Annotated in this window: 32 protein-coding genes; all 32 read left to right on the forward strand. The window is 35.6% G+C overall.

The features are described 5' to 3' along the window. The first annotated feature begins 158 nt into the window (after positions 1-158). The 32 genes from Q9R46_RS07110 (at position 159) to Q9R46_RS07265 (ending at position 23353) form a co-directional block, all read left to right on the forward strand. Positions 159-1256 carry a Gfo/Idh/MocA family protein gene (locus tag Q9R46_RS07110; protein WP_145412713.1) on the forward strand — a complete coding sequence of 366 codons (1098 nt, stop codon included), beginning with the start codon at positions 159-161 and terminating at the stop codon, positions 1254-1256. Between the two features lie 298 nt (positions 1257-1554). Next, positions 1555-2388 (forward strand): hypothetical protein, encoded by an 834-nt coding sequence (locus tag Q9R46_RS07115; RefSeq protein ID WP_311279417.1) that lies wholly within the window; start codon positions 1555-1557, stop codon positions 2386-2388. 177 nt (positions 2389-2565) lie between these two features. Next, positions 2566-3216, forward strand: coding sequence for a DUF1643 domain-containing protein (locus Q9R46_RS07120; RefSeq protein ID WP_311279418.1), 651 nt, complete (start codon positions 2566-2568; stop codon positions 3214-3216). Between the two features lie 123 nt (positions 3217-3339). Next, positions 3340-3939 carry a GIY-YIG nuclease family protein gene (locus Q9R46_RS07125; RefSeq protein ID WP_311279419.1) on the forward strand — a complete coding sequence of 200 codons (600 nt, stop codon included), beginning with the start codon at positions 3340-3342 and terminating at the stop codon, positions 3937-3939. 153 nt (positions 3940-4092) lie between these two features. Next, the gene (locus tag Q9R46_RS07130) at positions 4093-4725 is read left to right on the forward strand and encodes a hypothetical protein (protein WP_311279420.1); all 633 of its coding nucleotides are present in this window, start codon (positions 4093-4095) and stop codon (positions 4723-4725) included. A gap of 182 nt (positions 4726-4907) precedes the next feature. Then, the gene (locus Q9R46_RS07135) at positions 4908-5276 is read left to right on the forward strand and encodes a hypothetical protein (protein WP_311280963.1); all 369 of its coding nucleotides are present in this window, start codon (positions 4908-4910) and stop codon (positions 5274-5276) included. 746 nt (positions 5277-6022) lie between these two features. Further along, a complete protein-coding gene (gene comI / locus Q9R46_RS07140) occupies positions 6023-6115 on the forward strand; it encodes a competence inhibitor ComI (protein ID WP_007431380.1) in 93 nt (30 codons plus the stop codon). A gap of 357 nt (positions 6116-6472) precedes the next feature. Further along, on the forward strand, positions 6473-6919 hold the full coding sequence (locus tag Q9R46_RS07145) for a hypothetical protein (RefSeq protein ID WP_311279421.1): 447 nt from the start codon (positions 6473-6475) through the stop codon (positions 6917-6919). Positions 6920-7167: 248 nt separating this feature from the next. Beyond that, positions 7168-7470: a hypothetical protein gene (locus Q9R46_RS07150; protein WP_311279422.1), complete on the forward strand. Its 303-nt coding sequence runs from the start codon at positions 7168-7170 to the stop codon at positions 7468-7470. 211 nt (positions 7471-7681) lie between these two features. Beyond that, positions 7682-8056 carry an aminoglycoside phosphotransferase/kinase family protein gene (locus tag Q9R46_RS07155; RefSeq protein WP_311279423.1) on the forward strand — a complete coding sequence of 125 codons (375 nt, stop codon included), beginning with the start codon at positions 7682-7684 and terminating at the stop codon, positions 8054-8056. Continuing rightward, the gene (locus tag Q9R46_RS07160; protein ID WP_311279424.1) at positions 8037-8687 is read left to right on the forward strand and encodes a phosphotransferase enzyme family protein; all 651 of its coding nucleotides are present in this window, start codon (positions 8037-8039) and stop codon (positions 8685-8687) included. Before Q9R46_RS07155 ends, Q9R46_RS07160 begins: the two co-directional genes overlap by 20 nt. A gap of 900 nt (positions 8688-9587) precedes the next feature. Then, complete coding sequence (locus Q9R46_RS07165; RefSeq protein WP_311279425.1) at positions 9588-10259, forward strand: hypothetical protein; 672 nt, start codon at positions 9588-9590, stop codon at positions 10257-10259. A gap of 197 nt (positions 10260-10456) precedes the next feature. Then, positions 10457-11122, forward strand: coding sequence for a P-loop NTPase family protein (locus tag Q9R46_RS07170; RefSeq protein WP_311279426.1), 666 nt, complete (start codon positions 10457-10459; stop codon positions 11120-11122). Between the two features lie 70 nt (positions 11123-11192). Then, positions 11193-11720 (forward strand): GNAT family N-acetyltransferase, encoded by a 528-nt coding sequence (locus Q9R46_RS07175; RefSeq protein WP_311279427.1) that lies wholly within the window; start codon positions 11193-11195, stop codon positions 11718-11720. Between the two features lie 112 nt (positions 11721-11832). Continuing rightward, on the forward strand, positions 11833-12339 hold the full coding sequence (locus Q9R46_RS07180; protein WP_311279428.1) for a hypothetical protein: 507 nt from the start codon (positions 11833-11835) through the stop codon (positions 12337-12339). 334 nt (positions 12340-12673) lie between these two features. Next, positions 12674-13285 carry an alpha/beta hydrolase gene (locus tag Q9R46_RS07185; protein WP_311279429.1) on the forward strand — a complete coding sequence of 204 codons (612 nt, stop codon included), beginning with the start codon at positions 12674-12676 and terminating at the stop codon, positions 13283-13285. 114 nt (positions 13286-13399) lie between these two features. Beyond that, positions 13400-14281, forward strand: coding sequence for a GNAT family N-acetyltransferase (locus tag Q9R46_RS07190; protein WP_311279430.1), 882 nt, complete (start codon positions 13400-13402; stop codon positions 14279-14281). Between the two features lie 62 nt (positions 14282-14343). After that, positions 14344-14811 (forward strand): GNAT family N-acetyltransferase, encoded by a 468-nt coding sequence (locus tag Q9R46_RS07195; RefSeq protein ID WP_145329966.1) that lies wholly within the window; start codon positions 14344-14346, stop codon positions 14809-14811. Between the two features lie 13 nt (positions 14812-14824). Continuing rightward, a complete protein-coding gene (locus Q9R46_RS07200) occupies positions 14825-15238 on the forward strand; it encodes a GNAT family N-acetyltransferase (protein ID WP_311279431.1) in 414 nt (137 codons plus the stop codon). Positions 15239-15272: 34 nt separating this feature from the next. Next, on the forward strand, positions 15273-16181 hold the full coding sequence (locus tag Q9R46_RS07205; protein ID WP_311279432.1) for a phosphotransferase family protein: 909 nt from the start codon (positions 15273-15275) through the stop codon (positions 16179-16181). A gap of 139 nt (positions 16182-16320) precedes the next feature. Then, on the forward strand, positions 16321-16866 hold the full coding sequence (locus Q9R46_RS07210; protein WP_311279433.1) for a GrpB family protein: 546 nt from the start codon (positions 16321-16323) through the stop codon (positions 16864-16866). A gap of 53 nt (positions 16867-16919) precedes the next feature. Then, positions 16920-17546: a Type 1 glutamine amidotransferase-like domain-containing protein gene (locus Q9R46_RS07215; RefSeq protein WP_311279434.1), complete on the forward strand. Its 627-nt coding sequence runs from the start codon at positions 16920-16922 to the stop codon at positions 17544-17546. A 91-nt stretch (positions 17547-17637) separates the two neighbouring features. Continuing rightward, positions 17638-18633: a phosphotransferase enzyme family protein gene (locus tag Q9R46_RS07220; protein ID WP_311279435.1), complete on the forward strand. Its 996-nt coding sequence runs from the start codon at positions 17638-17640 to the stop codon at positions 18631-18633. A gap of 91 nt (positions 18634-18724) precedes the next feature. Then, positions 18725-19207 (forward strand): DinB family protein, encoded by a 483-nt coding sequence (locus Q9R46_RS07225; RefSeq protein ID WP_311279436.1) that lies wholly within the window; start codon positions 18725-18727, stop codon positions 19205-19207. A 40-nt stretch (positions 19208-19247) separates the two neighbouring features. Next, positions 19248-19721: a hypothetical protein gene (locus Q9R46_RS07230; protein ID WP_311279437.1), complete on the forward strand. Its 474-nt coding sequence runs from the start codon at positions 19248-19250 to the stop codon at positions 19719-19721. 23 nt (positions 19722-19744) lie between these two features. Beyond that, on the forward strand, positions 19745-20074 hold the full coding sequence (locus Q9R46_RS07235; protein ID WP_311280964.1) for a low molecular weight protein tyrosine phosphatase family protein: 330 nt from the start codon (positions 19745-19747) through the stop codon (positions 20072-20074). 17 nt (positions 20075-20091) lie between these two features. Continuing rightward, a complete protein-coding gene (locus Q9R46_RS07240; protein WP_311279438.1) occupies positions 20092-20511 on the forward strand; it encodes a GTP pyrophosphokinase in 420 nt (139 codons plus the stop codon). Positions 20512-20541: 30 nt separating this feature from the next. Beyond that, positions 20542-21123, forward strand: a complete 582-nt coding sequence (locus Q9R46_RS07245; RefSeq protein ID WP_311279439.1) for a hypothetical protein — start codon at positions 20542-20544, stop codon at positions 21121-21123. 14 nt (positions 21124-21137) lie between these two features. Further along, positions 21138-21593, forward strand: coding sequence for a hypothetical protein (locus tag Q9R46_RS07250; protein WP_311279440.1), 456 nt, complete (start codon positions 21138-21140; stop codon positions 21591-21593). Positions 21594-21656: 63 nt separating this feature from the next. Next, positions 21657-22106, forward strand: a complete 450-nt coding sequence (locus Q9R46_RS07255; RefSeq protein WP_311279441.1) for a hypothetical protein — start codon at positions 21657-21659, stop codon at positions 22104-22106. 88 nt (positions 22107-22194) lie between these two features. After that, on the forward strand, positions 22195-22629 hold the full coding sequence (locus Q9R46_RS07260) for a DUF6557 family protein (RefSeq protein WP_311279442.1): 435 nt from the start codon (positions 22195-22197) through the stop codon (positions 22627-22629). A gap of 64 nt (positions 22630-22693) precedes the next feature. Further along, entirely contained in the window at positions 22694-23353 is a 660-nt protein-coding gene (locus Q9R46_RS07265) for a hypothetical protein (RefSeq protein ID WP_311279443.1), read from the forward strand. Positions 23354-23473 lie beyond the last annotated feature (120 nt).

A 23473-nucleotide genomic window follows, 5' to 3' on the forward strand; every position in this document is an offset into this window, starting at 1 on the left:
AGAATAATCTTTCAATCGCTGTTATCTCCTGATTTTTTGATTACCAATATCAAGAGGGAAATCCGGTTGTAAATGAAAAGTCAAACGTATTGATGGAGTCTGGGATATCAAAAGGCTTGATGAATATACATTAAATGCAAAGAAAAGGATGGGATAACATGGCTAAAGACGGAATGTTCTATGCACCCAAAAGTGCTACAAAAGAGGTTGTGTGCGAACCGGGAGAGTTCACTATCGCAGCAGTGGCTCTGGATCACGGACATATCTATGGCATGGTCGGCGCATTGCTGGAGGCTGGAGCTACGCTCAAGTGGGTGTACGACCCGGACCCGGCTAAAGTGGATGCATTCCGCAAACAGTTCCCTCAGGCACAGGTCGCCGCATCCGAAGCGGAAGTACTCGCGGATGAAGAGGTGTTGCTGGTAGCAAGCGCCGCTATTACGTCAGACCGTGCACCACTTGGGATGAGGGTCATGGCAGCAGGGAAGGATTATTTTACAGACAAAGCCCCGTTCACCACGATGGAGCAATTAGACTTGGCACGTGAAGAAGTGAAGCGTACGGGCAAAAAATACATGGTGTATTACAGTGAACGCTTGCATGTGGAAAGTGCCATCTATGCTGGACAGCTCATTGAGCAAGGAGCCATCGGCAAAGTAGTTCAAGTCATGGGCACAGGGCCACACCGCTTGAACGCGGGCGGACGACCAGATTGGTTCTTCAACCATCAGCAGTACGGCGGCATTCTCTGTGACATTGGTAGTCACCAGATTGAACAGTTCTTGACCTTTGCGTCGTGCAGTGATGCACAGGTAGCATTCAGCCGGGTTAACAACTTTAATCATCCACAGTTCCCTGAACTGGAGGATTTCGGTGAAGCTTCCCTGATCGGTGATAACGGAGCATCCGGCTACTTCCGCGTAGACTGGTTCACACCGGACGGCCTCGGCACTTGGGGCGATGGACGTACGGTAATCCTCGGTACAGACGGTTACATCGAGCTACGCAAGTACATCGATATTGCACGCGAGCCGGAAGGGGATCAGGTGTACCTGGTTAACCATGAGGGTGAGTTCAGATACAACGTCAAAGGCAAAGTCGGTTATCCGTTCTTCGGTCAGCTCATCCGCGACTGTCTGGACCGTACCGAGACCGCAATGACACAGGAGCACGCATTTAAGGCAGCAGAGCTCTGCCTGATCGCCCAGCATAAAGCCATGAGCGAACGCGTGGTATGGAGTGTCGGAAGCAAGTAAAGTTTTAGGAGTAGGGAGTACGATTTTAGGTATGAGGCAGTAAGGCTTTAAAATAAGTCAGAGCAGTCCCGTTGTAACTGTAGGTATGCTTGTTAGCAAGTAATAACAAGCGAAGCAGTTGTGGGACTGCTTTTCTCTATTTGATGACTTCGCAGATGGAACAAGTTGGGTTATATTAGATATAGATGTAGTGAGGATATGAGTTTGAAATGAGCGGTATATAGGAAGTTCGTAGATATGATGTTATAAGAAATCCCCTATACTAAAAATAAAAAGATATAAAGGAGATAAAATAATAATGAATAGATGGGAAATAACATATCATATCGAATCTTACGTTAATTTTTTTAATCAATTTTCTATTGACGGAGTTAAATTTTATCATAAAGATAGAAACAATTATGCTAGTTTAGAAATTCAAGCTTTTGAAATGTGCGATGCAGAAAAGCAAGGAGAAGACAAACTAAGAGAAACTCTTAAAACAATCGAATTTACTATAAATCAAAGAATTAATTATGGAATCATTGATATAAAACAAATTAATAAAGAAGACAATAACAAACTAGTAGGAGCTTCATATGTGAATAGTAGTGTTGCAGTCAGAAGACCATTTCCAGATGACCAACTGAAAAGTATTGAAAATTTTTTCTCAAAGCTCAATGAAATGGACAAGATAGGAAGAATAGCTTACGAATCATATTTAAGAGGACTTGAAGTTGGAGAATGGTATAACGAAGCATTTCTTAACTTTTATAAAGCCATAGAAGTGATAGCTGGAACCTATCTTAATGAAGGAAAAAAAGAAAAGGAAATTGAAGTTCAATCCGATCTTGATTCTTTAGTGCTAAAACTGAAGAAAAATATAGAATCTAATAGCTTGAATGTAAACCGTATAAAAAGTATTTGCACACAAATACATAAACTCGGATTTGTGGAAACTAAGATGAAAATGCACTTGGCTTTAAAAGATTTAGGTTTAGATAAATATGATGAAGATCTAGATGTAATAGTGAACTACAGAAATGAATTTGTTGCACATGGAAGTAGTAGCAAAATGGTTGAAATAAGCGAATTGGAAAAATGTAAAGAAATATCAAAAGAAATGATCTTGAAATATATTGAAAAACATTAAATTATGATGACTCGAAGAAGATAGGGGACATCTTATAACATTATATTCACGCATCGGGCATTCGCCCTTGGTCCCAGAAGTGGCTTCAATGAAGTAGTTGCTGTGGACACATCCGACTTTGTCGGACGTCGTGAATACGGGAACGTTATACGAAATTGGTGTAAAGAGGGGAAAACAATGAAAACCTATGCTCACTTTGTTTCAAAGAAAACGAGTCAAGGTATGAAAATATTCAGGCACCATACAGAGTTTCATTCAATAAACGGCCCTGGGAAAGCAATAGGCTTAGTTGTCATGATGAATCCTGGAGATGCAAGACCTATAGATGATGTCCTCTTTAATATCCTCGAAAATTCTGAATATGAAACTGAAAAACCAGTTTTGACAGTGCCCGATAACACAATGAAAAAGGTTATGCGGATGATTCGGAAAGCTTATGATGACAATGAAATCAAACTTCCACATCAATATTCAATTCATATTGAGAATATATTTAATATTCGTGAGAAAGACAGTGATAAGGCTAAAAGATATGCAAGAAGCATAAGTGGAGTAAAGCATCTAATGTTTAAATCTAGAGAATTATTGAACAACTATGATTTTGTATTTTTTGCTTGGGGCAAATTAGATATTGGGGTAGAGCGTCAAAAAGACCTTCTTACAAAATACCCACAAGCAATAGTCGTAAATAAATTGAATTATAAAGGTACAATCATGGATGTAAGCTATCCAGTACATCCTCTATACATGAAAACTGAATACTTTCTAAAGGCATCAAAAGATAAGATTGGGATTAGATTGCTCGAAGAAGACGCCAACATCTTATAACACAATATTCACACATCGGGCATATGCCCTTGGTCCAGCATTTGCCAGACACCCAAACATGCGCCGGGCGTTGAATACAAGAACGTTATCTGAAAGAGACAAAATTCATTTAAGGAGAACGTTATGAAGTTAGTAGTTGAAAATCATGATTTGGTGTTTCGAGAAATCTCTCTTGAATTCGTTCCTTCAATTTATTCGGACATTTTCTCTCAGAAGAATAATAAAACCCTTAGAGAAACAATTGAGCACAGAAGATATATTAAATTCAAAAAGATTATTGAGAGTCGATATAGCAACTATTTGGATATTGGGTTAGGAGCTTTTCTTGCTACGCTAAAAGATAATGACGATGTATTTTATAAAGAGATGTTAAATAAGAACGGAGATAAAGTATATTCTGAATTTTTTATTACAGATAAGATTGCTCAAAGAAGTAAAGGAATATATTTATATAGCATTGAGGACGAAGTTAAGTATTTCGGAAGATGCAGAGACTCATTTGGAAAACGTATTAATCAAGGCTATGGAAAAATTCATCCAAAAAACTGTTATATAGATGGTCAATCAACAAATTGTCATTTAAATAACTTAATAAGTGAAAATCAAGAAAAGATCAAATTTTATATACTAGAACTCGAGGATGAGTTTCAGATCATAGAATTGGAAAAATCCTTAATAAAAAAATATCAGCCAGAATGGAATAAATCTTTAAAGATTGGTTGAATGCAGATCAAGAAGTCGTCTCAATCAGATAACATAATATTCACGTTGCGGACATTCGTCCGAGGCCCTGCATTCGCCGGGCACTCGACATGCGTCGAGTCGTGAATACAGAAACGTTAGGCGAAATCATTGTAAAGAAGGAGTGTTTAATGGATGAATATCAGAGGATTAATTCTTGAAGGGTATTCCAATGCTGGAAAAACATCAGTATTAAGAGCAATAAAACAGAATCAATCTCAAGATGAATCCGCTGAACGGAGTGTAGTTGTTCTTGGAGAACATTATTCACAAATACTAAATAACAATCATGGGGAGTATGTGAGTTTATCTCGAAATGAACATTTGAATTTACTTAAGGAAAGAGTAGAAATGCTAAAGAAACTTAATGATTGGGCAATACATTTAGGACCAGCATCCAGAAGATCTCGGGGGCTTTTCTTCGTCCTAGAAAGATTTCATCTAAACCATCGTGTCGCTTTCCCAGAACACGATGATACTGAAATTATCGATATTGAAAAGCAGTTAATTGAACTAGGGGCTAAATGTATTCTGCTTACAATATCGGATGAAGTTGTAGAAGAGAGAATAAAGAGTAGAGATCCAGATGAATGGCTCAATAAGTCGAAGTCGGATATTGGACGAGCATGTAACGAGCTTATCGGTACTCAAAACAATCTAAGATATAATGTAACAAGATCAATAGTGCCTACCTTAGAAATCAACACTGATTATAAAGAATGGAATGAATATGCAAGATTAATCATGGAAGACAATGACTCCGCCTAACATCGTTTTCACGCTACGTCGCTTGTCGGCTCCTTGGTCTGCTTGAGGCATTTCGGGGAAGTGTGTTCAGGAAGACAACTTCTGCGAGGCTAAGTCTTCGACCCGGCGCGTTGCGCCTTAAGCCTCTCGGGTTCGTGAATACAGGAACGTTAGGTGAAATCAATGAGAAATTTAGTAAGAGGATGAGGAGATTGAATTTAATACAACTTAAGGTTCCAGCAGGCTATGCAGTAGTCTATAACAAGTTTTATGATGTAGAACCTATTCTCAGCGAAGACAGTGGTGATTTCATTGAGAATTGGGGTTTCTTCACAGAAGATTTACTACAAATAATTAAATTGAAAATAAAAAAAGGGGAATGGTATGTGCCTGAAAGAGAAGACACGATCCTTTTCGACATAGGATGGTATCCTGATTCAAATATTAACGGAGAGTATAGTTTACAACTTGTAGATGGGGACTGGAATGAAATCAAAAGCATTTCTTCTAAAGATCGTTTTGTAATAAAAGAGGCACTTGAAGAATGGATGGAAGAACAACAAAGAATATAATTAGAAATTTGTTATGTAACTCAAAGAGGAGATTGGCTTCACCTAACGTAAAATTCACGCTGCGGACATTCGTCTGACAACCGGCATACGCCGGGTCGTGAATACAGGAACGTTATGTGCAACTGCTGAAACATAAGAATGAACATATAAACAAAGGATGAAACCGATGTACAGTTTAATTGAATTGATATTGGAGCCTTTATTTAACCGATTTGTCTTGCGAATCAAACAATTGAAAGCACGAGTAATAATTAAAACATATTCGAAGAAGAACAAATGGATAAATGGGAAATTAAATGATAGAACATATAAGGAAATAATATTGAGTACCGAAAGTCTCTTGAACTTATTTTTAAATAAAGAATACAGAAATAACAATTTAATGGATGAAGAAACACGAACGACCTATATTGAAAACATTAAAAAAGCGATATAGAAACAATAATTATATGATCGTAACTCGAGAAGCATCAACAGCACATAACATAATATTCAAGCTGCGGCTCCTTTGGAGCCTTGGTCTGCTGGATGAATTTAGGGGAAGCGTTTCAGCAGACACATCCGACTTCGCTGGGCGTCGTGAATACAGGAACGTTATATGATAGAAATGATGGACTGAAAATAGAATATAGGAATAATACAAAAAAGTAGATAAGAACACTTGTACGGAGATGTAAACACAGGTAAAATATAGATACAATTGAATCTTGGGTGGGCATGGTTTCCCTTCGAAAGGAGGTGAGACCATGGAAGTGAAAGATGCGATGACTCTGATGTTATTATTTGGAACATTCATTCTTGCACTTTTAACTTACATCAATAACAACAAGAGAAAGTAAAAACCCACCCAAAGGTTGACCGCCGAAGGTGGGTTTTTATTACCTGAGACTTAGAAGGGAATAGACCATCCAAGCCAATTGTACTGACCAAGTGTTCGCTGCACTTGGTCTTTATTTAAGAATATGATAACACATCGAAAAAGATGAATCAAAATAAAAAAGCTATAAAATGAACAGGTTAGTAAGCAATCTCGAAGAAGTATTTCCGTCATATAACATAATATTCAAGCATCGGCTCCATTGGAGCCTCGGTCTTCGACCCGGCGCGTTGCGCCTTAAGCCTCTCGGGTTCGTGAATACAGAAACGTCATCCGAAATTTATGCATGGATTTTAAATACTAATGGAAAGGTGTAGTTATGACTAGATTTACTTTAAATGCTGCAATGGAGTATGCTGCGAATGATGATATTGAATCATGGATTCATCTTTTTTTGAATGGCGAAGGAGACAATGTTGGATTATCAGAAGGACTAAAAATGAAAAGACGCTATTGGTTAGGGCCAATTGAAATCAATATCAGTTATCTAGATAGAGTTGTTGGTCCTGAATCAAATATGGAATATGTAGAAGATGAAAATTTATGGAATCATAACATTAATCAAATCTCTAATCGTATAGAAAGCGGATGGGATGTCCCCCCATTAATTGCTGAAAACAGAGAAGGCTTTTTAAGTGTAAGGGATGGTAATCATCGACTTGGCGCTTTTCAAAAGCTAAATAAAGAAAAGTGTTATGTAGTTATTTGGGATGATAGTAGTGTGGAGAATATATTAAAAGCTGTACAAAAGAAAAATAAAATGTAGTATTAGGAAGCTATTCATGAAGGAATGATCATAGGATAACAACATATTCTCGCTTTGGGGCATTCGCCCCTCGGCCCGGCAGAGGTTTTTCGAGGAAGCGAAGCTGCTGACGCTCTTTTAAGCCTCTCGGGTTCGTAGATACAAGAACGTTATAAGAAATCAGTGAAAAATATACAAGTCAAAACAAAAAGTGATTTAAGTTCTACAAGGTATTACATTCCATGAATTAAAAATTGAGGAGAGTAGTAATGGAAAATAATAAGTATCCCGAGCATTACTTCGAACACTACATTTTTAGTTTTTCAGGCTTAGGTTATATGCCAAATGAAGCTGGATTTGAAAAACTAGCAAAGTTGTACATAGATATAGAAGGAATTGACGAATTTTTTAATCTAATAAAAGAGATACAGATCATAAAGACAGATAACGATTGGCTATACTTTAAAAGCATAGCTGAAGGTTTTGAAATAGAAGGCTTAGATATTGTTAAATTAAAGGAAATGGCCGAGGTCGCCATAAATATATCCAACACTATATCTGAAAGCCATTGATCTAGTGGTAACTAAATTGGATGTGAATATTTCAAAGAATGTAAAGTAATTTAAAAGCTATATACCTTAATGAATTGCGAAGTGAATGGTTGACGGTAATACAAAGAGGAACACTGACATCGTATAACAAAATATTCACGCTACGGACATTCGTCGGGTCGCGAATACAGGACCGTTATGCGATAGATGACAAAGAGAGTAGGAAACCATATTGGAACATTTAATTAAAGAACTGATTACATATTATTTTAATGAGGCAGTTGAAAACATAGAATCAGTGCCATTCGGTCTTACTAATTACTCTCAAGTATTAACCGTTAACAATAAGAAATATGTTGCAAGAATATATGACAACTACTCAAAAAATCTAGAGAAATTAATATTCGAAATTAAATTAACGGCATTCCTTGAACAACATATTAATCTTTCATTTAAGTTTCCTAGTTTTTTAGTTGCCAAGACAGGGGGGAGATTTGTCCTGCTATCAAATGGTCAATTTGGGTCAGTTATGCGTTTTATTGAAGGAGAAGTTCCTGACCTAACACGGATATCAGATGTTAAGGAATATGGAAAAAAATGTTGGTGAACTATCGGTTGCTTTTAACAAATTTAAAAGTGACTTATTAATGCAAGAATTTAAGTTTTATAAAATATTCAATCTTCATCCACTATCTAACGAAAGATCTGTAAAGCGTTTTTTTGATCAGCCACCTTTTGAGATTGAAAGTAATCAATTATCTATATTACTAAATTCATTACAAACTGTTCAAAGGAATGAATCCAATGTAGACGATTTACCAAAGCAAATTATTCATCATGATATATTAATTTTTAATTTGCTTATTGATAACCAAACAAGGAAGATGAGTGGGGTATTAGATTTTGACTTTGCTTCACATGATGTTCGTGCATTAGAATTAGCTATTTGTATTAACCATCTTCTTCAATTTGATGATGGCTCACTTTTAAATCTAGAATTATTTTTGGATGAGTATTCTCAACATATGAGATTAACAGATGAAGAAATTAAATGGATTCCCTTTTTGATGCAGATGTACTATGTATCATTGATATGTATTTACATAGGTCAATATTATTCAGGACGGGAGATAGAAGAATACTTTCGATTCATACTTAATCAATTGGTTATTAGAAAGCAATGGATAGAACAGAATGAATGTGAATTTATTGAAACGTTAAGATCAAGGCTTAATTGATTTTGGATTGTAACTCAAGGAAGTTTCATACAGCATATAACACCATGTTCCAGATTCGCGGCTATCCCCGCTCGGTCTGCCAGAGGTATTTCAAGAAAGCTGATTCTGAAAGACACATAAACTTCAGGAACACAACAACGTTAGATAAAATCGCCCAAATTCAAAGGAAGTACATTTCTAAAGACTTTAATACAACGTTAAAAGATGTCAGATAAACGAAGTAGAACGTGGTATCTAAAGGTTTGTCCAAGCAATACAAAAGACTGGAAGGATAATAATTAATTTTTAGGAAGCAGGTAAATAAATGATTCCAATGGTATATGATCAAATTAATAGCTGGGGTAAAGACGATGAATTCTTTTGAGCTTTATTAAAGAAAATCAACTTTAAGAACAAAGCGGATTTAGGTTGCGGCACAGGAAGATTAAAAACCATTTTGCAAAAGCAGGTCATGAGGTTACAGCTATTGACCCAAATGAAGGAAGCAAGATGCTTCCGATAAGATAATATTCACGCTATGGGCATACGCCTTTAGTCCAAATGGCTTCGGACACCTAGCATACGTCGAGTCGTGAATACAAGAACGATATATGCAATTGAATCAATTCAAGATCAACAACGATCAATATTAAAGTTAAATCAAATAAGAAGTGAATTGAAAATTATATTCCCGTAGTAGTTCAGAGATTGCTCGAACAGCATATAACATTATATGCACGCAACGGGCCTAGTAGCTCTCGGTCCGCGAGGAACTATAGGCAGGGAATTGATATCAGCGGACATATCCACACGACTAACCGCAGTGCGGCCGCTCCCGTAGGTCACTTAAGTCGGTGGGACATGGTGGGATACATTAACGTTATAGGAAATTCCGGCAAGTTCATAAAAAGGAGTTATGCAATGAAAATTATAAGTTCAATAATTATATGTGTTACTTTACTTTTCATTGTTGGTTGTTCTGATTTCAAAGAAGAAAATTCCTCAATTACTGCTACAGATCCTTCGATAGAACCCCCAACGACAAATGCAAATTCAGAATCAGATAATTCTACAGAAGAGGCGTTATCCATTGATCCGCCAGTCTCAGCTCTTGAATTAGGAAATATTAAAGAAGATAAATATTATTCAATAAAATATAAACAATCCTTTGTTCAGCTGAGAGATAATGAAAAGACTGTAGTGCATATATTAGGGGAGCCTGACGAAGCTTCTCAAGTTAAGCAACTTGGTGATGGAGCAGATACCTTTAGTGGTATGTATTCTAAGAATCTCTATTATAGTGGATTAACATTAAAATTTCTGGGGGTGGAAAAAAACAGTCTATGGCTTTCAGAAATTATATTAGATGAGAATGAATATGAAACATCTGAAGGGATAAAAGTTGGGGATCGTTTAGAAAAGTTGAAGAATGCATATTCAAATATTAAATACGAAAACCCGAAGACGATTGACAACAAATCAAATTTAAAGATATATAAATACTTTCAAGGTGATCTTGGATTCTTTGCAGAATTTATTGTTGATGAGAGTGATGTCATAAAAGAGATTCATATGTACTTTCTTTTTGATTAATCGGTCCGGCAGAAGTTGAAGTCGATTCGGGGGAGGCAATGTATTTGCAGGCAAGCGGATTCAGCCGGATACATCCAACTCTCTAACCGCATCAGGGCTGGCCTTCGGGCTTAAGGGAGTTGGATGTCGTGAATACAAGAACGTTATCTGAAATGAGCTGTGGGGGAACAATTTAAACATAGAAGTGAGGAATACATATGAAGTCAAGATTGATACTGATAGATGGAATGCCTGGTTCCGGTAAGTCAACGATTGGAAAAATAATAGGTGCAAAGTTGAATATGATGAATATTCAAAATAGATTTTATCACGAATTAGAAGAGAACCATCCATTGCGAATATATGATAAGACGTTTACTTCCTTTACTATTCAAGATGAAGCGGAGTGGTTTACTACAAAAGTTGAACAGCTATTCACTGATTTTGTCAATGAAAGAGTAGGGGGAGACGAAGTTACAATTATGGAAAGTTACGTTTTTCAGAATACGCTTGGTTTTGCCTTTAATATGCAAATGGACGAACAAAGAATATTAGATTTGACCAAGAAAGTACAACTTATTTTAAGTCGTCTCGATCCGATCCTCATTTATTTTTATCAAACTCATGTAGAGCAACATTGGAAATGGATATGTAGTGTTCGCGGACCTGAGTTCACACAAGATCGTTGTGGACTTTATACGGATAATGATTTTATTGAAGCGGGACATTTTTGGACGAAAAACCAAGATTTCATTTTCAATATCGTTCAGGAATGGGAGATACCAAAATTGATCATAAAAAACGAAAAGTACAATTGGGAAGACTATGAGAATGAAGTGAATCATTTTTTGGAGGAATTTGAAGAAGACACTGACATCCGATAATTTAAGCAGACAACCCCAGGGTTCGAGAATACAGGAACGTTAACTAAAATTGATAGAAAGAGGAATGAAAATGGAAAACCAAATAAGAATTAGGCACCTTTCAAATCATGAAGAAGTATCTTTATTAAATTTTGAATTTTCAAAACGATATCCATGGTACACCTCGAATGACTATTTTGATAAGTGTTTGGAAGAAAATATAGAAGGCAAGAGAGTGACTTTAATGGCCTACTATGGAGATACATTGGCTGGGTGTTGCCACTTAATATTTACTTCGGATTATCCGTATTTTAAAACAGGCAATATCCCGGAAATAAATGACTTGAATGTTTTTCCAGAGTTCAGGAGGAAGGGGATTGCCAGTACAATGTTCGATGAACTTGAAAGAATAGCATCCATGAGATCCAGATTCATTGGCTTAGGAGTAGGGCTCTATAAAGATTACGGTAATGCTCAGATGATGTACAACAAACGCGGGTATTACATGGATGGTCGAGGAATTACCTATAAGAATATTGAAGTAAAACCCGGAGAGCAAGTAATGGTAGACGATGATCTGCTGATGTATCTAATTAAACCATTGGATAATGAGCTGTGAATGTAAATTAACGATGTGGCGAGATGAGTTAACTTTATATTCAAGCTTTTTGCATAGGCTGAGGCCGTGAGTACAGGAACGTTAAGTAAAATTACCAAAGAGGAGTGAGCTTTTGATCCTGGATTACTTAAAGAAGTATGCTCAAAAAGCATATGGAGAAGTTCATTCGATAACCACTTCCCCCGTTTTTTTATTTGCTAATGATCCCAAGTTGAGAGAGAAGGAACTTTATCATAACTACTTCTACATCCATGGATTCAACCGATTGATTAAGCATAATCGAATATCATCAGAGAAACTAATTGAAGTCTTTTCTTATTTAGAGGAAGAGATTGTGCAGTATCTTAAAACGTATTATAAGAGTAAAAACTTTATTTTATATTTGAAAGCGGATTCCGTAGTACCTGCATTTACAGTGACATTGCTTTCTTATTTTGAAGGCGAGAGTTTGAAGGAAAGTTGCTCCTTGCCTGAACTAATGGATTGGTATAAAGAAAATGCTTGTTTTGATGGATTGAAAATCATAGAGAATGAAACAAGCGAAGATCATGTAGAAGAACAGTCTGAAGATGTCTTTCCTGTTGTCGCAAAAACATATATAAAGATCATTAGGACCTAGTCGGGTCGTTAATATAGGAACGTTATCAGAAATTATTGGAAGAGGTGTAGTAAAATTAATTTCAAAAATTTAATTGAATGGGCAGAGAAGTATGTGGTTATTGAGCGGACTAAAGAAGGATTCTTAACATATATGGAAAATTGGAAAAAAGAAAATAGAGGTGACTTCTGGGACACTTTTAAGGGTAAGTCAAATTTAAAGTTAATCCATTCAGAATTTTTTTCTTTGCAACTGACATACATTAATGAATTTAATGACTTTGTGTATCGTAATTTAAATATTTTTAATCAAAACGTTAGACGAAAGAATCTAATACCAAGAAAGGATGATAAAAATGAAATTAGAGATTTTAAATGTGCCTTCATTTTGGGGAGTGGAGATAAAGCAAAGATACTATCAAATTCACGAGGGAAATAAAAAGTTAGTTGTTCTTTTCCCTGGACAAAATTATCCGTGTAATAAACCAACCTTGCATTTTGCAGGAACTTCCGCTATTCAGAGTGGTTTTGACCTCTTGATCCTGGAGTATGGTTATCAAGCTGCGCGAGCAGATCTTGATCGTAATGAGGTGCGAAGAGTCGTAGAAGACAGCTATGAGTCAGTTAAGCAAGTCGTACATAAATATAATCAAGTTGCTTTTATTAGTAAGAGCCTAGGAACAATAATAGCTGGAGAAGTCCATGGAAAACTGGACGTACCAATTAAACATATATTTTTAACACCTAATAAAGACACTATTCCTTACGTCAACAAGTTTAACGGAATTGTAGTATATGGAACGAAAGATCAAGTATTTAACGAAGAGTTGGCAAGTGGAATTAATAAGGAAAATGAAATCATTACAATCATGAATGCCAATCATTCTTTAGAAACAAATGATGTCGAAGAAAGCGTTGAAATTCTAAAAAAACTTGTAAAAATCTACATGCATTTTTTGAAAGAATAAAATAAAGAGGCTGCGCGAGCGGCATTCTTTAAAAAAACTGTTTCAGCAGATAACACCCTTGGGGTTCTTGAATACAAGAACGTTCCATGTAGAGTTCATTCAGGAGGGATTAAAATGAAAATTTCTTTTAGAAATTTCGATGATTCATGTTATGAACAAGTTTGTGACTTTTTAATTGAATTATCAAAAGACGACCGAAAACATATTAATTGGAACTGGGCAAGGTGGGAATGGATGTTTTTTCATCCTGAATTTAATCGTGACTTAAAAAATAAAATTGGATTATGGTATCTTGCTGATGAGTTGGTAGCTATAGCAACGTATGACCATTATTTCGGTGAAGCTTTTTTTGCTACTAAACAGGGATTTGAAGAGTTCGAAAAAGATATATTAGAATATGCTATTGCTACTTTCAGTAATGAAAATGGCCTTGGGATTGCGGTGAATGATAAAGACACTCACATTTTAGATTTATTGCGTAGTCATCATTTTGTGAAGCATGATCAGACGGAAAACATACTTGAGCTTGCACTAGAGAATGTTAGCCTTGAAGGTACAATTTCTGAAGGCATAACCCTAAAAAACATCGATATAAAGAATGACTTATATAAACTTCATCATATGTTATGGCAAGCATTTGATAACGAAGGGCCTGTGCCCGTTGATGAAATTACGATGAGTAAGCAAAAAGAAATGTTATCCGCAACCCATTTGAACCCGTTTATACATGTTGTGGCTGAAAATGAACATGGAGAATATGTTGCATACTGTGGCTTATGGTATAGTCCGAAAACAGATTATGTTTATGTTGAACCTGTATGTACGGTTCCTGAGTATCGTCATAAGAGGCTAGGCCAAGCAGTGGTTATGGAAGCTCTAAAAAGAAGCCGTTCATTAGGTGCTAAAAAAGCATATGTTATTTCTGATAGTCATTTTTATAAGTCATTAGGATTTCAGCGACATTCACATTATACGTTTTATTGGCATAATAGCTGATATTCGATTAGTTGATAGTTGTACTTCCTAACCGTAAATTAAAACATGAATTGGGGGAACTCATGGAATATCAAATCATTGACTTGAGAGAACATTCAAATCTTTTAAAAGAAGCTATTGAGTATGTTGTGGAAAGATGGGGATTACATAGAAGAATATTCGAGGAATGTATCACTTCCAGTATGACAACAACAAGTCCATTACCTCGATGGTATTTTATGATAAATGGAGATGAAATCGTTGGTAGTTACTCGTTAATGAATAATGATTTTGTGAGTCGACAAGATTTATGGCCGTACTTATCAAATCTATATATCGAGGAAAAGGAACGAGGAAAAAATCTTGGGTCAGACATGATGGCACATGCAAGACAAGAAGCTTATAAACTAGGATTCAGTAAATTGTATTTATGTACAGATCATATCGATTATTATGAGAAGTATGGCTGGCTTCATTTATGTAACGGGTATCACCCTTGGAACAGGGAGTCAAAAATTTATGTGATTGATACAGATCAGAAATCCCAATGAAGGGTGGACCAAAATGCATATTGAATTTGATGAATTTCTTATTTCCGATGAAAAATCTTTATTAGATTATGAAACCATATGTGGCTTCTTATCAAGAAGTTACTGGGCTAATAAGAGACCTAAAGAAAAGATTATAAGATCATTCCAATCATCAGAATGTGTTGGTGTGTATCATGAAAATAGACAAGTCGGCGTCGCAAGGTTAGTTACGGACTATGAGACGGTCTATTATTTATGTGATGTATATGTAGATGAAGATTATCGCGGTAGAGGTATAGGAAAAAAATTAATTGAAAGTATTACGACCTCTGACAAGTATAAGAATTTATTAGGTATTCTCGGAACGAAGGATGCTCATGGATTATATGAGGAATATCAATTTGTAAAAGACAATGATAGATTTATGCGGCGAATGCCTGATTCATAAAGGAGGATCAATAAATACAGAACTTAGAAACACAATGCAGAGTACAATTGACCGTTTCGTATCGCCTAATGCAGAAATATTGAGTATCAAAGATTTAGACCTGGCTTATGGCACCTCAGCTGTAGAACTCAAAAGACATGAAATACTACTTAGAAATGATATTCATGATTGGAGTATTAATCTTATTACAAAAAGAGCGTCACTCATTGAAAGGCGTACATTAAATTATCTCTATGATCAATCAGCAAATGTTCCATTTAGTTTTACATTAAATATGACAAGTAACAGCCGAGAATATCTTTGCATGCAGGATGTAGATTATGAAACGGATTACAATAATTTAGATATTGAACTGCTTCAAAAAAATGAACAAGCTGCTCTGGCAGATATACATGCGTTCAACTTTAAAAAATATTATAAATTGAAATGGCTTCCATTGCTTGATTCAAAATATATTCAATCCGTACTTAACGAGAAATGGGGACCGACTTGGAATAATACGAAATCAGATCCGGATTTTATAAGTCATTTTGGTGATCTTATTCCAGAGATTGATATGGTTGCAGAGCATATAGTTAAGGACATGGATAAAGTTCTCAGGGATGAAAGTTCACATACCCTTATACATAATGATTTACATCCGGGTAATACATTGGTTTACAAAAATAGAAAGGTGTATTTCATTGATTGGGAAGAAGCACATTACGGTTCCTTATACATTGATGTAGCGCTTAGGTATAGAGAGTTTTCTCAAGCCGAGAACTATATAATGTTGATGAATTCGAGAGGGTTAAATCTATCCGAGGATAAATTCAAGCTGAATTATACAATTACGTCCAGATACTTGGGATTACGATATATGTCATGGTTTTTATCCACGTGGAAAGATGATAAGCGATGGCTGGACGAATTAAACAAGTATATAAATATGACTGTATTTTAGATGAAATATGAAACTACTTTAGTTATGGGATATAACGTAATATTTATGTTACGCACATTCGCCCTAGGCCCGGCATTCGCCGGAAAATCAGTATTTTTGAGCGGTGAATATCGTAAACCTTTGGAAATGGAGGATGGCGATGGAGAATCAAAAACCAGTAGTCATAGAAGAATACAATGAAGAATGGCCTAGAGCATTTGATATAATAAAATCAATTTTGTCAGAAAAACTTAGTAGTCTAACATTACGAATCGAGCACGTTGGAAGTACGTCGGTACCGGATCTTGCAGCCAAGCCAATCATTGATATTGATGTAGTCATTGAATCTATGGATTACCTGCCAGAGGTAATCAAGAAGCTAGACGAACTGGGATACATTCACGAAGGTGATTTAGGCATTAAGAACAGAGAGGCGTTTGCGAGAAAGGACATTTATGTACCTTACAGCAGTGAAGGCGATGTAAAGCACGAACATCATCTATATGTCTGCAATAGAGAAAGTGAGGAACTACAAAGACATATCATGTTTCGAGACATATTAAGGAAACACCCCTTACTGGTATCCGAGTACACAAATTTGAAGAACCAGCTGTCAGATGAATTCAGAAACAATCGCAAAGCTTATACTGAAGGAAAGACAGAATTTATTACGAAGATATTGAATGAGTACAAGGATGTTTTGTAGAGTATTTCAGGTTATCAAGATCATACAAATCCTTATTAAGGACGGTGGTTTCAATGAGTAGCCTGTTACTAACATCAAGTGGTTTTTATACTCAGGATATTAAAAATCAATTCCTAAATTTCATTGATAGAGATATCTCTCAGTTAAAGGTTGCTATTATTACAACGGCATCTCCGATGAGAGGAAATAATAGATATGCTCAAAAAGCAATGCAAGATTTCAAGGATATGGGGTTTCAGCATATTAAGTTTGTAGATATCGAATTTGATGACCCACAAATTCTCTTACATACTGATGTTATATATATTAATGGTGGAAATCCATTTACTTTATTGTATTACGCTAAGAACAGTGGTGCTGATGAAATTATTAAAACACTGGCTGCACAGAATGTAATTATAGTTGGAGTAAGTGCTGGAACGTTATTACTGGGGCCGAATATTAACATTGTCAATTACTTTACTCCAGAGATGAATACGATGGATATAACAGATTTTAGCGCATTAGGTGTAACCGACAAGCTTATCTTTCCTCACTATGACCGAGAGGATATATTTAAAGATAGTATGAATAGAACAATTGAAGAAAGAATTGCAGCGTTTGAAACTAATGAGAACTGTAGAGTGACAAGGCTTAGAGATGATGAATATATCTCGATTTTAAAGAATCAAACACAGTAGAAGTCGTAAATGCTGAAGTCCTTAAGCCATAGAAGGCTAAGTAAATACGTAAATGTTAGGCGGGGATCGTGAATAGAAAGGAAGAGATTTGATGGAAAAGCGTTTTAAAGAACTATTTACTGAGGAAGTGCTTCATGAAGCAGCGCAAAAATTTAATATTATTCAATCCAGTCTTAAAGATTTGGAAGGTTTTCAGAACTTTGTATATTTTGGGGAGTCTAATGGTACAAATGTTGTTCTCCGGATCACACATAAATCCCATCGAACCGAAAAAGAGATTTTATCTGAAATTGATTTTATAGATTACTTGTTTACTCATCATGTATCTGTTTCCAAAGCGATAACATCTGTTCATGGGAAATTTGTAGAGGAAATCAGTGATGGGGAATTTTATGCAACATCGTTTGAGTTTTCTAGTGGAAGAAAGGCTAAAATTGCTGAAGAGAGCGATCTGTTCTATCAAAGAATCGGTGGTTATGCAGGAAGAGTACATAGTCTTTCAAAGAATTCAAATCTGATACATCATTTAAACAGGAGACAATGGCATGAAAAAGAGTTTTTGATCCATATGAAAGATTATTTACCTCCGGAACTTTCTTATGTCATGGATCAATACGAAATTCTGAAGAGAAAGCTTAGTCAGCTTCCAAAGAATACGGATTCGTATGGAATGATTCATGGGGATTTAAATCATGGGAATTACTTAAATGTAGACGACGACGTTGTATTTATTGATTTTGATGAAGCCGAATACAGTTGGTTTGTGAGTGATATTGCTATCCCGTTATTCTATGAAATTCCAATCCCTTGGGTAGTCGATGGAAAGCAAAGGTTAGAGATAACCAAGAGGTATTATTATAATTTCATGGATGGTTATGTTAAAGAAAATACAATAGATCATGCATGGTTAAAATTAATCCCTGATTTTATTAATCTTAGACAGTTTGGGGTAGTTTCCGCGATTTATAGAAGTTATAATTTTGATAATTATAACAACTGGAGTGATTGGGACAAGGAAGCGTTGAAATTCTATCTAAATAATATCGAGCAAGATATTCCGTATATTGATATGGATTTTAGTAGGTAGTTTAATGTGGCATGGACTAAGCTTGTATTATAAATGCAAGACGTTTACTGAAGAACTTAACACTTAGAATGAATGAAGAGAAGAGGATCAAATGATGACCTATAAATCCATTTTAACAGATCAAATATCGGCATGTTATAACGATAAGAGCTGGTTTCTTCCGCTGGAGGAGATATTGGAAGATGTAACAACGGAAGAAGCATTGACTGAGGATGATAATAAACAAACCATTTGGTCCATCGTGAATCACCTTATTTATTGGAATGAGAAATGGCTTGAGCGTTATAAGGCTGGAGAATTTGTATTAAATCATGGGATCAACAATGATGAAACTTTTGTTTTGAATGAAGATCAATTGAATGATGCTGGCTGGAAGGAAACATTAAATAGACTTGAGCATGTTTTTATCAGTTGGAGAGTAGTTTTAGAAGAAACAGATGAATCTAAACTTACGAAGCAACTTCCAGAATATTTTAATGCCCCTTGGTGGGGAGTTGTTTCTAATCTAAGTATTCATAGCGCATATCATATTGGACAAATTATGTTATTAAAGAAACAAATTCGAGGTAGATAATATCAGATTAGACTACTATCCATTCATGGGAGTGAATACAATGTTGATTTTTGAGAATCTGGCTATTTACAATTTCAACTTAACAACTGAAGAAGAAGCAACAATTTTAAGTCAGTTTATAGATGCAGATCATGACTTGTTATTTCCTTACTTTGAATGTAATTTTCGGGCATTTCCCGAGGATCGGGCATATATTGAAGAGCGAACAATAATAAGGAGCAAAGAGAAAGTGTTTGAAATGAATTATTCATTTGTCGAAAATGAATTAGTTTATTGGTATAAGCCTCATGATCGAGACGATTTAATACATATTATTAATATGGACAGGATTACTTATCGAAGCATAGTAGTACCAAAGAATGGGGGGCTTAATGACTGTAGATTCAAACTGTTTACATATGAGCATGCTATCTACAATGAAGAAGAAACTAGGGTGCTTTGGATAGAAGAGGCCATTGAAAATGACTATATCTTAAATATTTGTCCTAAAATAATAAGTCAAACAAATGAATAACCAAAAAGGATAGGTGAGATGACATCAAATTACTGTTTATTTGCAGCCGGAATAAATGGCGTAGCTTAACTGCTGAGAAAATTTTTGAAGGGTACAACGGATATGAAGCAAGGTCAGCAGGAACCGAAACGGGAGCAAGAATCAAGGTTACGGGAGGGCACATTGGATGGTCAGAATTAATTTTTGTTATGGAGAAAAAACATGTGAGAAGATTGAAGGAAAAATTTCCAACAAGTCTAAAAGATAAACGTTTAATCTGTCTGGATATTCCAGATGATTATCAATTCATGGATGAAGAATTAATAGAAATTTTGAAAGCAAGAGTATCCGAATATATTGAAATGCCCATCTAAATAAGGAGTTGATTATTTTGGACATCGAATTGGCTATATCTGTCGCGTTACAAGCTCATAAAGGGAAACTTGATAAAGGTGGGCACCCGTATATTTTACATCCGCTAGCTGTTATGAACAGAGTGGAAAGCATGGAAGAGAAGATTGTGGCTGTTCTCCATGATGTCATTGAAGATTCGGAAGTCACAATTGAAGAGTTAAGAGGTTTGGGATTTTCGGAAGAAATTTTAACAGCCATTCATTTGTTGACGAGATCGACAGAGGATAGTTACGAAGAATTTATTGAGAAGACGATAATGAATCGAACTGCAAGAAATGTAAAGATCGCAGATATTCAAGAGAATATGAACATATCAAGAATAAAAAAGCCAACGCAGGAAGACTATAACAGACTTGAGAAATATAGAAAGGCGTTGGAAAGGTTAGAGCGTGAATAACATGTGAAAGAAACTAAAAAGAGGTATATCATGTCTCAGACGATGACAATTCCTAGAATACAGATAAAATTCCAAAGTGCTGAGTGGACAGCAGTAGTCTTAAGACAGAAGGATATAAATATCAAAGTAAAAGAAGAGCTGGGTCATCTACTGTTAGTAGATGCTAAGGACTGTCCCGAGATGTTTTTATTAGCCAGTTTATTTCAGCACGCCATGTATACTCACGACATTATTTATTTTGCAAGAGAAGATGATTCAAGTTGTGATCTCTTGGTGTTTAACGGTGCAATAACTCCAATACATCAAAAAGATTTAAAAAATCTTAAAACAGCGATAAAGCATACACAGCCAGAAACTTATACAATTCCGTTGCTAGAATCTCACGATGAATCAATATGGAAGACATGGCAACCTTGGAAATACGATGAACAATTGAGAGTCATGGCGAACAAAGATTTAGCCATCATTAATGCATCTCAGCTGGGATACGAACTATTAATTCATCAATGTGCTTACTTAGCAAGCTCGTATTCAGGGCATTCACATTTTGATCATTATTCAACCAAGAAATCCATAGAACTGATTATACGTAATATGAAGCGAAATAATTAAATGAGGTATGTTATATGAGTGAGCCAGTGCAGTTTTTTTATAATGATGATCTTATAGGAGTGTGGTCATCTGAAGCGTTTTTCTATGATGCATTTGAAGATACACAGTTAGAATTTCATGCGGATGGCACGGGATGTCATGCCTATTTAAGACCTGATGGTCAAGAGATTACCTTATTCAGATGGACGTTAATTAAGGATCGAATTGAATTTGAGGAATATTTCAGGGTATCTATTGAAGTGAGTGAGGTTAAGGAAGAAGAAATTTGCTCCACAGATCGATTTGAAAATAAATATTCAGCAAGGTTTTTCAAAGCGAAGGGATTAGATGTGGCTAATGAAGAGATCAATGTGATCGTATTCTATTCCCCTTTGATTGAAGGGATCAATTCACAATCATTTGGAAGGATATCAAAAACATTGGATAGATCACTTATTGATGTAGCCATGAGATATGAGCAGGACATCTAATAGATCATAGAAGCTGGGCTGCTCAGAGTGATCTGTACGAATACTCAATGATTGGAGTTCAGGATGAGTAAATTAATTCCTCTATTAATAGGTATCCTTCTACTTATTACAGGTTGCAGTACTACACATAAGATCAATACCGATTCAACCAAAGAATTAACAAAAGAGCTGAAGAAACTTTCTCCGTTGATTGAAAGAGTTCAATTTACGTTTACCCGCCCAAATCTTTATTACAGAATAGACATGAGCAAAGAACCGAGTAAAGAGGAACTGGAAGCGATTCTTACAGTAATCAAGAGATTTACAACAGTGGATAACATGAAAGAGATTGCCCGTAGCGTTAAATGGGGGCTGGAAATATCCAAAATTTATCTTGATATGAATACGGATGAGGATACGAAAACTATTGAACATGCTTATTATGCGAGATATTTCAAAACATCCAACGCTAGCGACTATTCCGAAACAAACATTGAGGGTTATGAAATTTGGTATGAAATAAATGAGAAATAGTAGCAATTGTGCTTATTAAATTCTCAGATTAGCAATTAAACGCTAACCTAACCATTGAGAGTCTTATAAAGAATAGGAGTACAATGAATTGATAACTTTTAAGGAGATTTTAGAGCGTGTTACTTTCGATGCCGTTTGGGATAACTTGATTAAATACTATCCTGATATGTCTCAAATAAAAGAAAAGTATTTAATACTATATGAATCCATTCTTTTACAAAACCCTGCAACTAATGTAGTTGAAATGATTGTTCATATAGACTCGATTGATTCTGATGGTGATAAGGATAAAAAAGACATCGAATATAGAGTACACGGAAAGAATAATTCACCTGAGTGGGAAGGATATTGGGATCTTTCCGCAAGTAAGTGGGGAGAATGGTTAGGTTTTTATGTAGATCAACAGGTACTTGAGCAATTCTCAAATGAACAAATCGTCGCACTTTGTTTGGTTGAAATGACTTGGTTTGGTTTTTCTGAAGAACAAATCAAAGATCGGATTGATCATCTTGAAGATGATTAGCAATCGGAGTGAACACAGGGACTTTAGGCAAAATTGGCGCAGATATGATGTTGGGGTGATCAGGATGAAGTACAAAATAAATACCATTACCAAGCTTGTATACAATGTTGCTAATTACTTGGTTGAGGAAAAGGACTACACAAGTACATATAATAAAATTAGGTTGTTAACCAAAGAAGTATGGAATATTCATCACAACGAGCTATTGAACGAACTACGTAAGTTAGATAATTCTACTGCTGATTATCAATTATTCTGGCTGGAATGCCTAAGTTGGCCAAGCAAGTCTCCATACTTGAAAGGGTTAGATGGAATGCCATTGTTTTTTCCCTATAGCTCATTACCTTCAGATTTTAATGGTTTCAGTTTCCATGATTCAACCATAGATTCAATTTCTGTGAATGATCCAAGGGAAGTCGTTCTTCATATCAAACTTGATTCTTGGGATTATCAAAAAGCAGAACTGACTTTTTACAACGTAGGTAGTTGTTTTTATCAGACAGAAGAAGGGACAATTATTGAGAACCTAGTTCATATTCAGGATTTTTGCATTTTGTCAGATGGGGAAGTACCGAACATCAGCTTTGCTTTGAAGCATTTAAAGATTAGCCAGGTAGGCACTATAACGGATAAAAGACTGTTTTATTTTTCGGGATCAGAGTCTTCAAACACTTATGGATCAATCTATATTTTTGCAGAAAATTGGAATATAGAAACCATGTAATAGCTTTAAGTGAATAACAACATTCCTATTATATCCTTGAAAGGGGAATTCGCCCTTGGTTTAGCTTGGTTAGGGGGTAACGTAGTAAGATAAAAAAAGTAGAAATAATGATGTGACCGG

The organism is Paenibacillus sp. RRE4, assembly GCF_031844205.1.
In the GTDB taxonomy this organism is placed as follows: domain Bacteria; phylum Bacillota; class Bacilli; order Paenibacillales; family Paenibacillaceae; genus Paenibacillus; species Paenibacillus xylanexedens_B.

What these genes read in the sequence shown, in the direction of transcription:
- Q9R46_RS07110 (WP_145412713.1), top strand. Translation starts at nt 159, where the DNA reads ATGGCTAAAGACGGAATGTTCTATGCACCCAAAAGTGCTACAAAAGAG.
- Q9R46_RS07115 (WP_311279417.1), top strand. Translation starts at nt 1,555, where the DNA reads ATGAATAGATGGGAAATAACATATCATATCGAATCTTACGTTAATTTT.
- Q9R46_RS07120 (WP_311279418.1), top strand. Translation starts at nt 2,566, where the DNA reads ATGAAAACCTATGCTCACTTTGTTTCAAAGAAAACGAGTCAAGGTATG.
- Q9R46_RS07125 (WP_311279419.1), top strand. Translation starts at nt 3,340, where the DNA reads ATGAAGTTAGTAGTTGAAAATCATGATTTGGTGTTTCGAGAAATCTCT.
- Q9R46_RS07130 (WP_311279420.1), top strand. Translation starts at nt 4,093, where the DNA reads ATGAATATCAGAGGATTAATTCTTGAAGGGTATTCCAATGCTGGAAAA.
- Q9R46_RS07135 (WP_311280963.1), top strand. Translation starts at nt 4,908, where the DNA reads ATGAGGAGATTGAATTTAATACAACTTAAGGTTCCAGCAGGCTATGCA.
- comI (WP_007431380.1), top strand. Translation starts at nt 6,023, where the DNA reads ATGGAAGTGAAAGATGCGATGACTCTGATGTTATTATTTGGAACATTC.
- Q9R46_RS07145 (WP_311279421.1), top strand. Translation starts at nt 6,473, where the DNA reads ATGACTAGATTTACTTTAAATGCTGCAATGGAGTATGCTGCGAATGAT.
- Q9R46_RS07150 (WP_311279422.1), top strand. Translation starts at nt 7,168, where the DNA reads ATGGAAAATAATAAGTATCCCGAGCATTACTTCGAACACTACATTTTT.
- Q9R46_RS07160 (WP_311279424.1), top strand. Translation starts at nt 8,037, where the DNA reads ATGGAAAAAAATGTTGGTGAACTATCGGTTGCTTTTAACAAATTTAAA.
- Q9R46_RS07165 (WP_311279425.1), top strand. Translation starts at nt 9,588, where the DNA reads ATGAAAATTATAAGTTCAATAATTATATGTGTTACTTTACTTTTCATT.
- Q9R46_RS07170 (WP_311279426.1), top strand. Translation starts at nt 10,457, where the DNA reads ATGAAGTCAAGATTGATACTGATAGATGGAATGCCTGGTTCCGGTAAG.
- Q9R46_RS07175 (WP_311279427.1), top strand. Translation starts at nt 11,193, where the DNA reads ATGGAAAACCAAATAAGAATTAGGCACCTTTCAAATCATGAAGAAGTA.
- Q9R46_RS07185 (WP_311279429.1), top strand. Translation starts at nt 12,674, where the DNA reads ATGAAATTAGAGATTTTAAATGTGCCTTCATTTTGGGGAGTGGAGATA.
- Q9R46_RS07190 (WP_311279430.1), top strand. Translation starts at nt 13,400, where the DNA reads ATGAAAATTTCTTTTAGAAATTTCGATGATTCATGTTATGAACAAGTT.
- Q9R46_RS07195 (WP_145329966.1), top strand. Translation starts at nt 14,344, where the DNA reads ATGGAATATCAAATCATTGACTTGAGAGAACATTCAAATCTTTTAAAA.
- Q9R46_RS07200 (WP_311279431.1), top strand. Translation starts at nt 14,825, where the DNA reads ATGCATATTGAATTTGATGAATTTCTTATTTCCGATGAAAAATCTTTA.
- Q9R46_RS07205 (WP_311279432.1), top strand. Translation starts at nt 15,273, where the DNA reads ATGCAGAGTACAATTGACCGTTTCGTATCGCCTAATGCAGAAATATTG.
- Q9R46_RS07210 (WP_311279433.1), top strand. Translation starts at nt 16,321, where the DNA reads ATGGAGAATCAAAAACCAGTAGTCATAGAAGAATACAATGAAGAATGG.
- Q9R46_RS07215 (WP_311279434.1), top strand. Translation starts at nt 16,920, where the DNA reads ATGAGTAGCCTGTTACTAACATCAAGTGGTTTTTATACTCAGGATATT.
- Q9R46_RS07220 (WP_311279435.1), top strand. Translation starts at nt 17,638, where the DNA reads ATGGAAAAGCGTTTTAAAGAACTATTTACTGAGGAAGTGCTTCATGAA.
- Q9R46_RS07225 (WP_311279436.1), top strand. Translation starts at nt 18,725, where the DNA reads ATGATGACCTATAAATCCATTTTAACAGATCAAATATCGGCATGTTAT.
- Q9R46_RS07230 (WP_311279437.1), top strand. Translation starts at nt 19,248, where the DNA reads ATGTTGATTTTTGAGAATCTGGCTATTTACAATTTCAACTTAACAACT.
- Q9R46_RS07245 (WP_311279439.1), top strand. Translation starts at nt 20,542, where the DNA reads ATGTCTCAGACGATGACAATTCCTAGAATACAGATAAAATTCCAAAGT.
- Q9R46_RS07250 (WP_311279440.1), top strand. Translation starts at nt 21,138, where the DNA reads ATGAGTGAGCCAGTGCAGTTTTTTTATAATGATGATCTTATAGGAGTG.
- Q9R46_RS07255 (WP_311279441.1), top strand. Translation starts at nt 21,657, where the DNA reads ATGAGTAAATTAATTCCTCTATTAATAGGTATCCTTCTACTTATTACA.
- Q9R46_RS07265 (WP_311279443.1), top strand. Translation starts at nt 22,694, where the DNA reads ATGAAGTACAAAATAAATACCATTACCAAGCTTGTATACAATGTTGCT.